The organism is Pseudarthrobacter albicanus, assembly GCF_018224015.1.
GTDB classification, from domain to species: Bacteria; Actinomycetota; Actinomycetes; order Actinomycetales; family Micrococcaceae; genus Arthrobacter; species Arthrobacter albicanus.
In genome coordinates this window covers 13,902-29,579 of record NZ_JAGPOT010000014.1, presented here as the reverse complement: position 1 = coordinate 29,579, position 15,678 = coordinate 13,902, and the positions used below count along the sequence as shown (strand labels likewise).

The 15,678-nt window shown below is 63.5% G+C and carries 11 protein-coding genes and 5 pseudogenes; 9 read left to right on the top strand and 7 right to left on the bottom strand.

Going from position 1 to position 15,678, the window contains the following annotated elements:
• Positions 1-16 precede the first annotated feature (16 nt).
• Positions 17-688, bottom strand: a complete 672-nt coding sequence (locus J9611_RS05085) for a flavin reductase family protein (protein ID WP_211878267.1) — start codon at positions 686-688, stop codon at positions 17-19.
• A 625-nt stretch (positions 689-1,313) separates the two neighbouring features.
• Here J9611_RS05085 and J9611_RS05080 point away from each other — a divergent pair.
• Positions 1,314-2,072, top strand: coding sequence for an SDR family NAD(P)-dependent oxidoreductase (locus J9611_RS05080; RefSeq protein ID WP_211878265.1), 759 nt, complete (start codon positions 1,314-1,316; stop codon positions 2,070-2,072).
• An 88-nt stretch (positions 2,073-2,160) separates the two neighbouring features.
• Here the strand turns inward: J9611_RS05080 and J9611_RS05075 are convergent, their stop codons facing one another.
• Both J9611_RS05075 and J9611_RS05070 read right to left on the bottom strand, forming a co-directional pair.
• A complete protein-coding gene (locus J9611_RS05075) occupies positions 2,161-2,307 on the bottom strand; it encodes a hypothetical protein (protein WP_246527405.1) in 147 nt (48 codons plus the stop codon).
• A gap of 92 nt (positions 2,308-2,399) precedes the next feature.
• Positions 2,400-2,828, bottom strand: coding sequence for a cupin domain-containing protein (locus tag J9611_RS05070; protein WP_211878263.1), 429 nt, complete (start codon positions 2,826-2,828; stop codon positions 2,400-2,402).
• 93 nt (positions 2,829-2,921) lie between these two features.
• Here J9611_RS05070 and J9611_RS05065 point away from each other — a divergent pair.
• Positions 2,922-3,134: pseudogene (locus J9611_RS05065) on the top strand (transposase); the annotation flags it as partial.
• 181 nt (positions 3,135-3,315) lie between these two features.
• A pseudogene (locus tag J9611_RS22290) lies at positions 3,316-3,519 on the top strand (transposase); the annotation flags it as partial.
• A gap of 423 nt (positions 3,520-3,942) precedes the next feature.
• Here J9611_RS22290 and J9611_RS05055 read toward each other — a convergent pair.
• On the bottom strand, positions 3,943-5,379 hold the full coding sequence (locus J9611_RS05055) for an FAD-binding oxidoreductase (RefSeq protein ID WP_211878261.1): 1,437 nt from the start codon (positions 5,377-5,379) through the stop codon (positions 3,943-3,945).
• Between the two features lie 149 nt (positions 5,380-5,528).
• Here J9611_RS05055 and J9611_RS05050 point away from each other — a divergent pair, with 149 nt between their 5' ends.
• The 4 genes and pseudogenes from J9611_RS05050 to J9611_RS05035 all read left to right on the top strand — a co-directional run bounded on the left by J9611_RS05050 (position 5,529) and on the right by J9611_RS05035 (position 8,043).
• On the top strand, positions 5,529-5,795 hold the full coding sequence (locus J9611_RS05050; protein ID WP_211878259.1) for a recombinase family protein: 267 nt from the start codon (positions 5,529-5,531) through the stop codon (positions 5,793-5,795).
• Between the two features lie 145 nt (positions 5,796-5,940).
• Positions 5,941-6,324: a hypothetical protein gene (locus J9611_RS05045; protein WP_211878257.1), complete on the top strand. Its 384-nt coding sequence runs from the start codon at positions 5,941-5,943 to the stop codon at positions 6,322-6,324.
• Positions 6,321-7,079 carry a hypothetical protein gene (locus J9611_RS05040; RefSeq protein ID WP_211878254.1) on the top strand — a complete coding sequence of 253 codons (759 nt, stop codon included), beginning with the start codon at positions 6,321-6,323 and terminating at the stop codon, positions 7,077-7,079. Before J9611_RS05045 ends, J9611_RS05040 begins: the two co-directional genes overlap by 4 nt.
• Before the next feature lie 408 nt (positions 7,080-7,487).
• Positions 7,488-8,043, top strand: a pseudogene (locus J9611_RS05035) (recombinase family protein).
• A 305-nt stretch (positions 8,044-8,348) separates the two neighbouring features.
• Here J9611_RS05035 and J9611_RS05030 read toward each other — a convergent pair.
• Positions 8,349-9,005, bottom strand: a complete 657-nt coding sequence (locus tag J9611_RS05030) for a M15 family metallopeptidase (RefSeq protein WP_211878252.1) — start codon at positions 9,003-9,005, stop codon at positions 8,349-8,351.
• Between the two features lie 369 nt (positions 9,006-9,374).
• Here J9611_RS05030 and J9611_RS05025 point away from each other — a divergent pair.
• Positions 9,375-9,769 (top strand): annotated as a pseudogene (locus J9611_RS05025) (IS110 family transposase); the annotation flags it as partial.
• A gap of 293 nt (positions 9,770-10,062) precedes the next feature.
• Here J9611_RS05025 and J9611_RS05020 read toward each other — a convergent pair.
• Together J9611_RS05020 and J9611_RS05015 are read right to left on the bottom strand one after the other, a co-directional pair.
• Positions 10,063-14,826, bottom strand: a complete 4,764-nt coding sequence (locus tag J9611_RS05020; RefSeq protein ID WP_211878248.1) for a P-loop domain-containing protein — start codon at positions 14,824-14,826, stop codon at positions 10,063-10,065.
• Between the two features lie 28 nt (positions 14,827-14,854).
• Positions 14,855-15,232, bottom strand: a complete 378-nt coding sequence (locus tag J9611_RS05015; protein WP_211878246.1) for a trypco2 family protein — start codon at positions 15,230-15,232, stop codon at positions 14,855-14,857.
• 250 nt (positions 15,233-15,482) lie between these two features.
• On the opposite strand from J9611_RS05015, the pseudogene J9611_RS22685 reads away from it, so the two are divergent.
• Positions 15,483-15,554, top strand: a pseudogene (locus J9611_RS22685) (helix-turn-helix domain-containing protein); the annotation flags it as partial.
• Between the last annotated feature and the right edge of the window lie 124 nt (positions 15,555-15,678).

The window sequence follows — 15,678 nt, the reverse complement described above, 5'->3', positions numbered from 1 at the left end:
CGGGAGCTGCGCGGTATCAGAACGGCCCGCCGCGCCCGGACACCAGAGGCACGCCCGTACCCACGGTGAGGGCCAGCGGTTCCGCAATCACCATCAGATGGTCTCCAACCGGGAGGATCCGGCTGATGCGGCAGTCGAGCCACGCAGCGGATCCGTCGATGCGCGGAACACCCGCCTCCGAGGTATGCCAGCGGACCCACCGGAACTTGTCCTGGCCCCTGGATTCAAACGACCGGCACACCATGCGCTGATCCGATGCAAGGACACTGACGCTGAAGCAGCCAGCCGATGCCATCCGCGGCCACGTCCGCGAGCTTCCGCCCACGCTGAAGGAGACCAGCGGCGGATCTACGGAAACCAGCCGGAAGCTGTGCACCAGCAGCCCATGTGGCTGACTCGTCTCCGGGTCCACGGCACAGACAGCCGCCACCGGCGCCGGCAGCACCTTCAACGCCGCACGGTAGCGGACAGGCACGATGTGCCGGGTTCCCTCCTTGGTGGCCAAAACCAGCTCCCTTCCCGCACCCCGTAAAACAGGGCCGCCCGTCAACCATGCATGTACCCCGGCATGCTCGTTACAGACAAACTCGTTCAGATATTGAACCTTGCGTTCAGTTTGATGTCGGGCATAAAGATTGTCAATATTTCTCCTGAACCCCTTGAAATCGCACGTGAGCCATGTCATCATTTCAGCACGACGTTCATTAGTTGAACGCCACGTTCATTTTTTTGTAAGCCGTAAAAGCATAGCCATCCCCGGGGCCGCAGCACCTACGACGCAAGGTACCAACTCAGCATTTTCAGGCAGGCATCAGAGAGGAAGCCACCATGTCCATGAGCTACCGCGCAATCTCGAGCGCATTCAACCACCGGCCCGCCGTCACCTGGGGAACCGCCACGCCGGCCCGCACCCAGGACACGGAGGCCCGGAGTGATCAACACCCCGGGATCACATGCTCCCCCTGGGAAGGCCTTTATTTAGCACAAGCCCCAATGCCCGCCGCCGGCGGAGCCGACAGCGCATCAGCAGCCGGCGGTGACCTTGAGCTGGAGGGTTTCCTGACCGGTCTCATGTACGGCGAGTAAAGTCCCGTCCGTTCCGCCTGACGCGCCGTTATTGATCTCCCGGCCATGCCAGTCGGCTTTCCCCGCGTCAATAACGCACCGCATCACCCGGCGCGGTCCGGCCGGCATAAGAGACCGCCGCCCGCGGGCAACGGACACGTGGCCGGTGTCATCGAATTCCCGGCCGCTGGTCCGGCAATGAAACCATCGAAGCGACCGGCCCCGAGTCGGCAGGAAGCCAGGACCCGATGCAGCTCGAAGGCAAGGTGGCCCTCGTCACTGGCGGCGGCCGCGGTATCGGCCGCGGCATCGTTGAACGGTTCCTCGACGAAGGAGCGCACGTCGTTGTGGCCCAGAGGGAGGCACTAAAGGCTCCGTTGGACAGCCACCCACGAATCGTCGGCATCCAAACAGACCTGTCGGCTCCCCCTTCCACGGCGGCGGCAGTCGAGTATGCCGTGGCACGGTTCGGCGCCCTCGACATCCTCGTCAATAATGCCGGAATCATGTTCGAACACACTGTTTCGGACATCCAAATAGAGGAATGGGACCTGATGTTCAACATCAATCTGCGCGCTCCCATGTTCCTGATACAGGCCGCCCTGCCGCAGATGCGAAAGCGCGGAGGGGGGAGCATTATCAACATCGGCTCCATCGAAGGCCTTGGCGCCAACCCCCACCACGCGGCCTACTGCGCTTCCAAAGCCGGCATCCACGGACTGACACGCGCTATAGCCGTAGACCTGGGGAACGAGAACATCCGATGTAACGCCATTGCCCCCGGGTGGATCACCTCCGAACTCAGCGATGCCTACCTGGCATCCCACCCCGATTCGGCTGCAGCAAGTAGCGCCCTCAACCGCCTGCACCCCATCGGCCGTGTGGGAACACCAACCGACGTCGGCGACCTTGCCGTCTATCTGGCCAGCGACAAAGCAGCATTCCTGACCGGTGAAACCATCGTGCTCGACGGCGGCAGAACCGCCAAACTACCCTTACCTTTCTAACGAATCCCAGGTGACCGGTCGGCGGGACGGGTGCTTGAGACGGGACTGCCATCGGTCAGAGCGGTGAGTAGATGGGCGTTCTAGCGGCTCAGATAGTGGTCATGGCGCGCTTCTGGAAAAAGGTGCCTTGGAGGATGCTTCCGTGGAAGGTCCAGGCGGCGACCGGCAATGCGTAGCCAGCGACGGCCATCGCGTCGCACACGGCCAGGTGCGTCTGGACGTCGAGCCCGGTCAGACCGGTGACGCAGGTACCAACAGGGAAGGTGAAGGACCACCAGGTCGGGGAGAACGGCAGGCCCTAGCGGTCACTAACATCGAAGGGAGGCGCTACGCAGGCTTAGCCTGTGGAACATCGTGTGCACGTGCGGCCTGTGCCAGCTTGGCGGAGCCGAAATCCGAATAGTCCGCTGTCCCTGGTTTTCCCCAGACGACCAGTATTTTTAGCGGCCCGTCGCCGGTATTGCGCAAATCGTGGCTCGTCCCAACACGGGCTAACACCGAATCTCCCGTAGTTACGTCGAAGGTCTCGTCATCGATACGCATGCGTCCGGCACCTTCGATGACGATATAGATCTCCTCCAGCGGGATGTCATTCTCAGAATGGGCATGCATACCTTCGAATCCGCCAGGCGGGAGTTCCCAGGTCTGCACCGCGACCGGCAGCTCCGATTCACCATAGAAATGCCATTGGATACGAACTGGTGAACCCTCATGGAGCTCATAGCTAAAGTCGTGGTCATCGGATCGTTCAAGCATTATTGTTCCTTGGCTCATGGTGGTATATCCACGGGAAATCATCTGGGTTTGGGTGGAACGATTCTGTGAGCGGGTTCCAGGACAACGTTTCAACGGAGGATAGCAGACGCTATCGTGGGCATCTTCCCGTACCGCACCTTGCTGATCCGGCTCGTCGGAGCTGTGCTGGCCGAACAGCACGATGAATGGATCGAAGTCCGCCGCTACCTCGACCTCGATCTCATCCAGCAAGCCCAAACCGTCGGCACCGAAACCACCGGACCCACGAAGGAGGACACGAACCCCGAATTGGCGCTCAGCACCTAAACAACTTCAAGAATCAGGCGGCAACCGCGATACACCAAGCAAATGGACTTGACCCCGACCAAAAACACCCAGATGCGTCCCGTAGTAAATGCGCCCGATATGCTACACCTCCAAACGACCCGGCCTCCGAAGGTGTCTGAGACTGGGAATCCGTGCCCGCCGCCGACAGAAAATAGCTGAACCGCCGCCTGTCAGGCTGGGCCGAACCCTGCACCGCTGGCGCAACGCGTTCTTGGCTTACTTCACCACGCAACGCTCATCGAACGGCGGCACCGAAGCCATCAACGGAATCATCGAGCTCCACCGCCTCCTGACCCTCGGCTACCGCAACCGAGACAACTACCGCCTCCGAATGCTCCTGGCCGCCGGAGGACTCATACCCTGATCCCCACCGGATGTCCGAAGAGCCCGTTTACGGTCCGATTCACTCAATGGCTATCTCAGGAAAGGATCCTTTGCCGGGACTGCGTCCACCCGGTCGTTCCGGTTCCTGTCAGCCTTGGGATTTCCGACCCTGCCCCGTCTCAGCAACGTGTCTCGTCCCGATATTCTCAGTACCGCGAAAAATCGTCCTTTGACGAGACGGCCGGAAGGGCCCCATATGGCGCGCCTTGGATGCGCCCGGGTGGGCGCGGCCGAGCGGGACACCGCACAACGTACCCATGGCAACCGAGGCCCAAGACCGGGCACGTGATTTGTTTTTCAATTTGTCCTCAATGTCAGCAGTGGAAGCCCGATGTTCCTCAGTCCCGGCGATCAGGACACGACCTCACCCCGTTAAAAGCCCACAGGGTGCATTCGGTACGGGTCAGGCCAGTTCACTGCTTGGCGTGGCCGCCGCCGGGGTGCCTGCGGCGGGGCGGATGTTGGCGTTGCGGTGAAAGACATTCTCAGGATCCCAGGCTGCCTTAATCCGGGCCAGCTGGTCATACTTTTCGGGTCCGTAGGAGATGCGGACCCGGTCCTGGTCGGCTTCCGTGAGGAAGTTGACGTAGCCGCCGGAACTTGCCGCCTGGGGACGCAGGGCCTTCCAGAAGTCCCGTACCCACTCCCGGTCTTTGTCCAGCAGTTCGGGGGTGGAGCAGGTCGCCGAGATGTTAAAGACCCAAGCTCCGTTCCTGCTGCCGCCGAAGGCCGTGGCCTGGTCGTCCGTTCGGCTGAAGGCCCCGGAGAGCGGGAAGACGGGGACAAAGGACAGGGGTGAGGTCTTCCGCGGCAGCTGATCGACGAATATGTCGATAGCCTCGTCGCTTAGCTCGTCCAGGTACAGCGCCTTTTCATAGTTGTAAACACCCCAAGGGGAATCTTCGTTGAACATCTGCTGCAGCTGGACGTACGGGACGGGGGTGATGAGCTGCCATTGGGGTGGAGACGTCATCCGCTGCACCGGTGCGACCGCGGCAGCGTGCTCCTCGGGCGTGCCCCAACCGGCGACGAGGACGGCGAATCCCGGCTTGCCCTGGTATTCGGCAGGCACGAAGGGCGCCTCGGGGGCGCTCAGCCCGGCGATCAGGGAACCCATGTCATCGGGCAATGATCTGACCAGGTCGCGGCTGAACCGCAGACCCTCACGGCCGTGCTCGACGTCCCAAAAGAACATGCCCAGTTGAGTCAGTTGCGGCACGTCATGAAGGGCGAACTCAAAGGTGGTGACAATGCCGAAGTTGCCTCCGCCGCCGCGAAGGGCCCAGAAAAGTTCCGGGTTATCGTCCTGGGACGCAGTGACGGTACGTCCGTCCGCGGTGACAATCTCTGCCGAGACGAGGTTGTCGCAGCTCAACCCGGCCCGTGCGGTGAGCCAGCCCATTCCTCCGCCCAGCGTCAGCCCGCCGACTCCCGTCGTACTGATGAAGCCGCCGGTGACGGCAAGGCTGTGTTCCTGCGTGGCTGCATCGAGTTGGCCCCAGGTGGTTCCCCCACCACAGCGCACCCGTCGTGCCGGAGCATCCACGGCTATCTCGTCCAGCCGGCTGAGGTCGATCATCAGGCCGCCGTCGCAAACGCCGTGGCCAGCATAACTGTGCCCGCCTCCGCGAACTGACACTTCGAGCCCTTCTCCGCGCGCAAAGGTGATGGCCTGGGCCACTGCGGGAGCACCGGACGGGCGAACGATGAGGGCGGGCCTGCGGTCAATGTCGCCGTTCCAGACCGACCGTGCCTGGTCGTAGCCAGCATCGCTGGGGGCAATCACTTCACCGCCGAACGACTCCCGGAACGCTGACACGGCGTCATCAAGATCAGGCATGGCCATCCTCCTTCACCAGCAGGGTATGACGACGATACACCCGCGCCCGGGGAGACGTCAGCGGGTTCCGGTCCGCTACCGAGCTTCGCAGCGAAGCGAACGGATGCCGATGCAAGCGAACACGACAATGTAGCCCCGATCCCTTTCCAATGCCAGGGGACATCGCCGACGAGCTGACGGCCAAGGGGGCAGTGCTCAGTCTTGGCGGCAGCCCTTACGACCCGACTGATCCGGTAGGCCTGCTGCTGCTCAACGTCGCGGGAATGTTGACCGAGTTCGAGGCGGACCTGCTCCGGATGCGCCCCCGCGAAGGGACGGCGGTCGCCAAGGCGCGACACACGACCGATTTTCGTTCCACAATTCTTCCCCTTCGGGCGTCCCACGGAGACCGTTCAGAACAACTTTCGGGACAGTGAAGACCCCCCGATAAATGGGTGCCCCGGGTTCCGTCTCCGGACCCTAGCCGGAATCGGGCCCCGTACGCCCCCTTCGGTCATGATTCCACGGACGGGTTCAGCCCGGGTGGAGGTGCAGTGTAATTTGGGTGTTATTCTAGTGGTTATGAGCATCTCTGCGACCATCACTGCCGGCCACAGCGCGACCGCGAGGTTGGATATTCACGAGGTTGTGCGGCGTCTGAACTCCCACCTCGGTCCCCTCTTGGTGGCCACACTGGCTGGTTCCAAGGACCCCAAGCTGCCGCACAAATGGGCGAAGCCCAACGGCCCGACGCCCGGCCCCTCCTTCCAGAAGCGCCTGTATCTGGCACACCGCGTGTGGATCGCGATCGCCGACGCCGAGACCGACGCGATCGCGCGCGCGTGGTTCGTCGGAGGGAACCCGTTCCTGGGGGAGGACACCCCGCTGACTGCCATCCGCGAAGACCGCCACAAGGAAGTTGCCCGGGCGCTGACGGCGTTCCTCGAGGACAGGCAGGACGTTTGAGCGGGCGAAAGTGCACGAAAACGGGCCTCTGGATCACGGATGATTTCCGGACCGGATGCCGGATCGCCACCACGAACCGCGGTCCTCTGGACCCGCCGGAACGCCTGGCCGGGGATGATCCGGCCGACTGGAACCGCTACGACACGCCGGGCTCCACGCTCTACATCTCCGCCGATGAGGAGATCGCCTTCGCGGAGGTCCTCTCCGGCTATGCCCTGACGCTCGGCGCCAAGCACCCGCTGCAGAAGGATGCCGACTTCATGGGGATGAGCCTCGATGTCTACCTGCGCTCCGTCATCGCCGAGTGGGGCAATCATGTCGGGCCCGGCTTCCTGGCCAAGCACTGGCGCGACCGCCGCAGTATCTACGAGCTCACCCTGGGCAGCACCGGCTGGTGGGTCGATGTCGGGCACCCCGACTCCATCGCGGCCGTCAGCGCCGGCATCGGCACGCAGCTGCACGGCGAGCTGGGCCTCACGCAGCTCTCCCTGGGGGTCCTGCACGGAGAGGACCGGGCGGCGACAACCATGGTGGCCGCCTGGATCCGGAAGCAGATCCTGGATGACGGGAGCCTGCCCCTGGGTATTCGGTTCAAGAGCAAGCACGGGGGAGGGGATTGCTGGGCGTACTGGCTGCGCCGCCGCGATGACGGCCTGGACGGCGATGAGATGACCTCCGACGACGGTGCGCCGATCTCCACCCGGAACACAGCCCTGCAGACTGTGGCCGGACGCTTCGGCATCAAGATCTGGTAAGCCCGCCATGATGACCGGCTCGAGACGCCGTGAGGCGCGCCCGGCCGTGTTTGCGGCCCGGAGGCCCGGAAGGCAGCGGGATTCAAATCCCGGGATCCCGGTCGGAACTTCCACCGGAGAAGTGTGGCACGCACTACGCAGGGGCCGGGGCCGCGCGACAAACAATTCGTTCTGGGCATCGAGCTTTCAGGACGATGAACGATCCTAGAGAATCGACGCCCTCAGGACCATCACAGGGAGTCGTGGAATAGGCATCCGGGTTTTGACGTCCGGTTGGGGTATACCCGTGATTGACGTCAGGACCGTGGCGGGCAGCCATGTCAGATTAGGGTCGCTTTTCCAGTTTCTTGGCACTCGGGGGTAGGGGTTTTAGGATTCAACCTCACACTCTTCGTGACGGAAGGCATCATGGCCGGGCAGTGCATCGGATACATCAGGTCAACAGCCTGGACCAGAACACCCAGCGCCAGCTCGAGGGGATCGAGCTGGACAGGATCTTCACCGACAGGGCCTCGGGCAAGGACACGAAACGCCCGCAGCTGGATGAGCTTCTGCGCTTCATCCGGGACGGGGACACCCTTGTGGTGCACAGCATCGGCTCGCCCGCAACCTTGATGACCTACGGTCGCTGATGCAGAGGCTGACCACAAAGGGTGTGCGGATCGAGTTCCTTAAAGAGCATCTGGTCTTCACCGGGGAGGATTCCCCCATGGCGAACCTGATGCTCTCCGTCATGGGCGCCTTCGCCGAATTTGAACGGGCCCTGATCGGTGAACGCCAGCGCGAAGGCATCACCCTGGCCAAGGCACGCGGAGCCTACCGCGGACGCAGGAAAGCGCTCTCACCCGAGAAGGCGGGGGAGCTGCGGCGGCGGGCCGGCGCGGGGGAGCAGAAGACCGGCCTGGCCCGTGAATTCGGGATCAGCCGCGAAACCTTCTACCAATACCTGAGGGCAGGAGGTTAAAGCACCGGGCCCGGTCGCCCGGGACACCCTGAGCGCTGTGTGGATCTCCGGCAAATTTTCGCCGTGCGAAGGTGGGCGGCCCAGCCCAGAGCGCAGCTGGCCAAAGTGGCAGCTGGCCAAAGTGATTGCCGGGCAGGGGGTAGGGGTGAGAATGTCACAACCTGCCGGCGGGACCCGGGCCGGTCGGTCCTTCGCGGCTCGGCCAGCTCTGCCGGCCCGGCTCTTGGCCGCACCAGGCCCGTGAAGGTTCAGAAACCTCCCCAGGCCTGCCGTTCAACCGACTGCACGACGGGGAAGAGGATCCATTATGGGAGATAATCCGGGGCCGCTTCCAGACCGAAGTAATCCTCCAGGGTGGCAATGCCGCGGTTTTTCATATCCAGGGCGAGGTCCGGTCCCACATAGCGCAGATGCCACGGCTCGTAGGTGTAGCCGGTAGTGGCCTCGGCCCCGGCCGGATATCGGATGATGAAACCGTACTCCCAGCCGTGCGCAGCCGCCCACCGTCCCGCCGGGGTATTTGCGAAGCAGGCTTGCAGGGCGCAGATTCCGCTGGCATTACCGATGTCCATCGCCAGGCCGGTCTGGTGTTCGCTGTAGCCGGGTCTGGCGGAAAGGGTATCCGCCGTCGCCTGTCCGTACTGGAGAACGTAGCTGTCATAGAGGCTGGCCTGCTGGCTGAACGAACGGTAGCCGCTGATCGGCATGATGTTCACGCCGGCGGCCTTGGCTGCTTTGGCAAACTGCTTGTAGGCGTCCGCGGCCTGCGCCCGCAACTGTTCCCCCTGGACCCTGACCAGCGGCCCCGGCACATACGCGGCCGGGTTCAGCTGCCGGTGCTTGTTGACCACCACCTGCAGGCTGGAGGCGGAAGCGATGTCGTAGCCCTCCGAGGCCACTGCCGGCACCGACGGTGCGATCATCCCCAGCGACAGCACCAGCCCCGCCACGGCACCTCTCATCCTGCTGATTCCTTTAAGCACGATGCCCCCCAATAAGTGTCCGGAACGGTTGCGGGAACTCTACCGGTCTGCCGGGGCCGCAGTCGAGGGCGCGTTGACTCTCTAATGGTTGGTGGCTGGCCTGGTGCCTGGCTGGCAGGATGGCTGCCAGTCCTGCTGAACCTGACTCCCGTTGACTCTGACCCGGTCCCGGTGTCCTTTTCATGATCTGTCCGTTCGGTGGGGCTGGCGCCGGCCTGTTCTCTTCCGATGGCTTGCTAGAAGGTCGTCCAGGGTGCCACCTGTGACTCATTAGAGAGCTGCCTCGAAAGAACCCTTCCAGGCCGACGCCGATCCACGGCACCTGCTTCCAGGAAGGAAAGAGCCGCAATGACCATCGTTGCAGAAGAATATGGCCACGTCATGGGCGTGGACACCCACGCCAGGACCCACACCTACGCGATCGTCGACACCTCCACCGGTGCCTGCACCGCCACCGAGGCGTTCCCCACGACCGCCGCCGGCATCCAACGGGCCATCGCCTGGGTGAAACGGAACACGAACGGGAACGTGCTCGCCGCCGTTGAGGGCACTTCCTCCTATGGGGCCGGGCTCACCCGTGCCCTGAAGACGGCCGGTATCCCGTGGCAGAGGTGAAGCCACCGCGCCGGGAAGCCCGTGCCGGGGTCGGCAAGTCCGACCCCATCGATGCGCTCGAAGCAGCCCGTCAGGTCCTCCACCGCCCGGTGGATCGGCTGGCCGTTCCCCGTGCGGGCGGGCTCCGAATCGGCGGAAGCACGGTCTCGCCGACAGCCCGGATGGCTGGACGCGTCCCGCAACAGTGGTTGACTATCGCAATTTTGCTTCCTACTTACAGGACATAGTAGCAAGACACCCAGTTCATTGAAGTGTCAAGGGCGTTGGAATGTCTCGATTACCAGTCTTGCAACCCAAGGGTTCCAATACACTCTTCGCCGTGATCACCGGTTAGCGCAACACCCCCTGATCTCCGGACATTGCACGGATGATCAATGCTGCGTCTGGAGTGCGATCGCTGAACGACCACTGAACGTCTGTTTTATGTCGCTCCCGGGAGGACTCGTCCATCGTCGACGAGACTGGAAATCAAATCGAGGGTCAGCCAGCTGCTTACGCCGTCACCTAATCCATGATCAAGCAACAACGGCACTGCGTCGGGCCAACTGTTTGTCGATAGCAGTCGGCATGCCATCCGTTCGGCCTCGGCGGTGTTGCCCGCCTCCGCCAAGACTTCGGCGATCCGCTGCAGTGCCTGAGCTCGCGTGTGATCGTCGGTGATGGCGTCGGCGATCCGTTCGGCCTCGGCGATGTTGCCGGCTTTGGCCAGGACTCGGGCGACCCCCTCCAACACCGTCGCCCGCGTGTGATCGTCGGTGATGGCCTCGGCGATCCGTTCGGCTTCGGCGGCGATTCGTTCCGCTTCGGCCGTATGTCCCACCTCGGCCAAGGCCCAAGCGATCCCTTGAAGTATCGTCGGTCGCCAGAAGTAGTCGGTGATGCCCTCGGCGGTCCGTTCAGCCTTGCCGGCGAACCGTTCGGTTTCCGCGGTATTGCCCGCCGCAGCGAAGGCCCCAGCGATTCGCTCCAGCGCCCGAGCTCGCCCTTTCTGGCCGGCAATGGTCTCGGCGATCCGTTCGGCCTCGGCGGTGTTGCCCGCCTCCGCCAAGACTTCGGCGATCCGCTGCAGTGCCTGAGCTCGCCGTTCCTGGTCGGTGATGGCCTCGGCGATCCGTTCGGCCTCTGCGGTATTGCCCACCTCCGCCAAGACTTCGGCGATCCCCTCCAGCACCGCCGCCGCCTTCAGGCCATTGTCGGTGATTGCTTGGGCGATCCGTTCGGCGTCGCTGGCGATCCGCTCGGCCTCGGCGATGTTACCGGCCTTGGCCAGGGCTCTGGCGATCCCGGCTAGCAGGGTCGCCCGCTGGTAGTTGTCGGTGATTGCTTGGGCGATCCGCTCGGCCTCGGCGATGTTACCTGCCCCGGCCAGGACCCGGGAGACCCCCTCCAACAGCGTCGCCCGCTGGTCGTCGTCGGTGATTGCCTGGGAGATCCGTTCGGCCTTGCTGGCGATCCGCTCGGCCTCGGCGGTTTTACCCGACCCGCCCAAGACCTCGGCGATCCCCACCAACCCCCACGCCCGCTCGTTCTGGTCGGTGATGGCATCAGCAATCTGTTCGGCCTTGCCGGCGATCCGTTCGGCCTCGGCCGTATTGCCCGCCTGTGCCAGGGTCCAGACGATCCCGATCAGGGCGTCTGTTCGCAGGCGCTGGCTGGAGATGGCCTCCGCGATCCGTTCGGCCTCGGCCGTATTGCCCGCCCTGGCCATGACCAAAGCGATCGCCCCCAGCGCCTGAGCCCGCGGGCGATGCGCGGTGATGGACTCAGCGATCCGTTCGACCTTGCTGGCGATCCGTTCTGTCTGGACGGTGTTGCCCGACTGGGCCAAGGTCCAGACGATCCTCTCCAGAATCCCCAGCCGCCGGTAGTTGTCGGTGATGGTCTCAGCGATCCGTTCGGCCTCGGCCGTATTGCCCGCCTTGGCCATGACCGAAGCGATCCACTCCAGCGCCTCTGCCCGCCGGTAATTGTCGGTGATGGTCTCAGCGATCCGTTCGGCCTCGGCCGTATTGCCTGCCTTCGCTGTGGCCCTGGCGAGCCGGACCAGCACCCGCAGCCGCCGGTCCTGGTCGGTGACGGCCTCCGCGATCCGTTCGGCCTCGACGATTTTACCCAACCCGCCCAAGACCTCGACGATCCCCTCCAACACCCACGCGCGCTCGTGCTGGTCGGTGATGGCATCAGCAATCTGTTCGGCCTCGCCGACGATCCGTTCAGCCTCGGCCGTGTTTCCCGCCTCCGCCAAGACTTCGGCGATCCGTACCAGGACATGAGCCCGCACGGAAGTGTCGGTGATGGTCCCAGCGATCCGCTCGGCCTCGGCGGCGATCCGTTGGGCCTCGGCCGTGTTTCCCGCCTCCGTCAGGATACCCGCGATCCACTCCAGCGCCTCTGCCCGCTCGGAAGTGTCGGTGATGGTCCCAGCGATCCGTTCGGCCTCGGCCGTATTGCCCGCCTCCGCCAAGACCCGGGCGATCCCTTTCAGCGCCTGAGCCCGTTCCCGGTCTGTGATGGCATCGGCGATCCGCTTGGCCTTGCCGGCGATCCTTTCGGCCTCGGCCGTGTTTCCCGCCTTCGCCAAGACCCGGGCGATCCAGACCAGCACCCACAGCCGCCGGTGGCGGGTGGTGAAGGCATCAGCGATCCGTTCCGCCTCGGCCGTGTTGCCCGCCTCCGCCAAGACTTCGGCGATCTGCTCCAGAACCTGAGCCCGCACGTAAGTGTCTGTGATGGCATCGGCGATCCGCTCGGCCTTGCCGGCGATCCGTTCGGCCTCGGCCGTGTTTCCCGCCTTCGCCAAGATCCGGGCAAGGGCCTCCAGCCCCTGAGCCCGCACGTAAGTTTCAGTGATGGCATCGGCGATCCGTTCGGCCTTGCCGGCCATCCGTTCGGCCTCGGCCGTGTTGCCCGCCTTGGCCACGGCCGACGCGATCGTCGCCAGCGCCTCTGCCCGCTGGTAATTGTTGGTGATGGCATCGGCAATCCGTTCGGCCTCGGCCGTGTTGCCCGCCCCGACCAAGGCCTTGGCGATCCCCTCCAGCGCCTCCGGCTGTATCTCGCTGCGCATGCTGCGCGCGAGTGCTTCAGCACGTTGCACGTTGCCCAGCATCGCCCATACAGCGGGGATGATAGCGGGGAGATATGTGTATCTCTCCTGCAGGCGGTCCCGTCCGAAGGCCAGAAGCACTAGCGTGCCAATGTCCCGGGGAACCGAGCCAGCAAGTATCGCAGCCGCCTGCTTCATCTCGCTGAGGGCTTGGTCGTTGGCGCCGCGACGGTTGTAGAGCCAGCGGTGGCGGTCTTGGTCAAGGGCGTAGACGGCCAGCTCGGCACCACGCCGGGACGAGGCCAACAGGTTAGGGTAACCGGTTTCCATGTAGCCCGGCGTTTCAATGTTCCAGCCGCGACGTTGATGACCGGCTGCCCATTGATGCAGGACCTCAATAGGCCTGGTGAACACTCCAGGACCGAACTGCTCGAAGACCATTGCGGGCAACGTCTCGTGCGCCCACTCGTAACGTTCCTCGTTCCCGCTACCTTTGCCGAAGTCGGTGACAACATCGGCGCGGACACGGCGCCGGACGGTCCGCCGCAGCACCGTATGCAGCTGTGTTTGGACGACCGCTGTCGTGAGCTGGTCGGTGCCCGTCAGCTGACCGATCAGGCCTGCGAGCTCAACTGGGGCGAGATCGGCCTGTGTGGCATACAGGAACGCCAGGATGAACCGTGGCAGTTCGTCCTCGCCGTGCGCTGCGTTCACGATTTCGCGTGCGGCTTCATCACGAATGCTCCTGGCATGTTGGGATGCGGACAATGTTGCCGGTGGGGTGGCGCGGAATGGGTGGTCTTTCGATGTGGCTTCCAGGACGCGTTTGTAGGGCCGGGTCGTGACGATGACGTGCAAGCCGGGAACGGCAGGGGGCAGCAGGTCCGTGATCAAGGTGGTGGAACGGGGATGGCGGGTCAATGCTTCATCCTCGTCGAGGGCATCAATGGCGAGGACTAGATACCTTTTGTTGTCGCGGGCTGCTGCTGCGGCGCGCGCCAGCAGGTCACGGTAACGGCCCTTGGTCGCCCCGGGCACTTCCAGGCTGGCTGTCTCGTAGAAGCCGCCTAGGTATGCCACGAGTTGATCGATCATGGAAGCGAGGAAATGTACGGCCGTTCGGGCCTCGGTGTCATTGCTGTTGATGAAGAACGGGAGGACGTCGATGCTGGCCGGAGCTTCGAGGACGAAGGTGGCCATCAATGCGCTTTTACCGGACCATTCGTCGGCATGCCAAACCAGATAGCTGCTTGTGGGGTCAGTGCAGAAGCGGACCATCCGCGAGATCTCTGCGCCCCGGTCCAACAACCTACCGTCCGGGATGTTCTCCAGAATGGTGCGGGCCTGCCACAAGTGCGCTTCACGGACTGCGCGGGCCTTGGGAGCGAGAGAGACGTCGACTACGTGCCCTTCGAGTACGCCTCCTGCCAAGGACCGGAGTGTTTCCCACACCGGTTCCAGGACCTGGTCCAGGCGCTGGCCCACCACGACGGTCGGGTGATCCGGGTGTGGATCTTCCCTCACTACACCGACCAGATAGTCCTCAATGAAAATCCCTGCCCCCGACAAACCCTCGAATACCGAGTGACCCGGACCCGCTACACCGGGTTCGGGGAGATGACGTGGCTTTAGATGGACCGTGACCGTGCTGTCCCCAAACCCTGTCCCGCAGCTGACCTCTCCGTCCAGTTGCGTGTCCCGCCGGTACTGCCGGCGGGCGGCAGGAGCACCGCTCCGGCCCGGCGCTGTCGTACCCTCGGACTGTTCCGACTGCAGGGCAAAAGCCGGATACCCGGCGATAACGGTGTCTCGTATGACAGCCTTGGAGCCGAGCGTGCCACGTACCGGTGCCTGTCCCAGCGGGTGGGTGAACGCCTGGGCAAGGATCGCCACGGCCAGGTCCCCGCCTAACGGCACCAGCTGGACTGCCCGGATGTTTTGTCTGGCTCCCCAGCGCGATTGCACTGTCACGTCGTCGGTTGCCAGGATGCCGTTATTGCAACCAGCAAGCAGCGGCGTAAAGACATGAGCCGCAGTAAGCACTGCCGAGTCGTTCAGCAGATACCCTGTCCCGATCCGGTCAGGACCGCCAGGGTCCTTGGCCCATAACTGAACTACGCGGCGAAGGTCCATGCCCATTCTTCATCCTCGCAGACCGCAGGCCGTATCAATCGGCGGCATGTTGGGCCGATCCTGCCGCATCGTTCTCATCCTGTGAAACCGCGGGCCGATGTTCTCCCGGCGCTGCTTGTCCCGCGATCACCAGCGGCTTGGAAGGATCTCGCCGGTCCTTCGGAGTCAGGGAAAAATTAATTTTTTGAGTATCCGTCCTTTTCCGCCGGGCCTCCGCCTCGGCAGTCAACACCCAAAACTTCGCGGAGAGCTTTCCGCCAATCTGCACGATCTCGATCTCAGTTGTCAGCTCGACCTCAATGGCGCCGGCTTCGAACCCCACCGTGTCGTACTGGCCCTCCCACCACGCCTTGGAGATCTCCGCACGCAACGATGCAATGACAGTGCTCAGCTCAATCCGATGGGTTTCCACAAGAACCTCCTGCTTTCGACTGAAACGATCCGACGTCGTCCGGCTCGCCTTTGACTGGGGTCTCCATCTGTCGGGCGAGGCAGTTTCTTGCATACTAATGAGCCTTAGCGATTCTGAGGAGTGGCCGCCCCTCGAAAACACTAGGAGAAGAGAAGCAAGGAAGGACTTTGTCGGCCGGCCACGTCAGGTTACCGACAGCTAGATTCGAAGCGCTGTTCGCTTGCTCAACAGAGGCAAACCCGCGGCGTAGGTTGCCCGAGGGCTCGGGATGTCCCGAGCAACGTTCTACAGACGATTGCAAGCTTTCCGGAGCAGCAGGTGAGATTCAGCAGCGTAAACACGTCATTTTCCGCTGACGTTCGTACCGAAGCTTCCTGTCTCACAACCTCAGCGTGGCGAGAATCTCTAGGGATACGAGACCGAGGGCTAGGCCAGGGCCGTGCCGT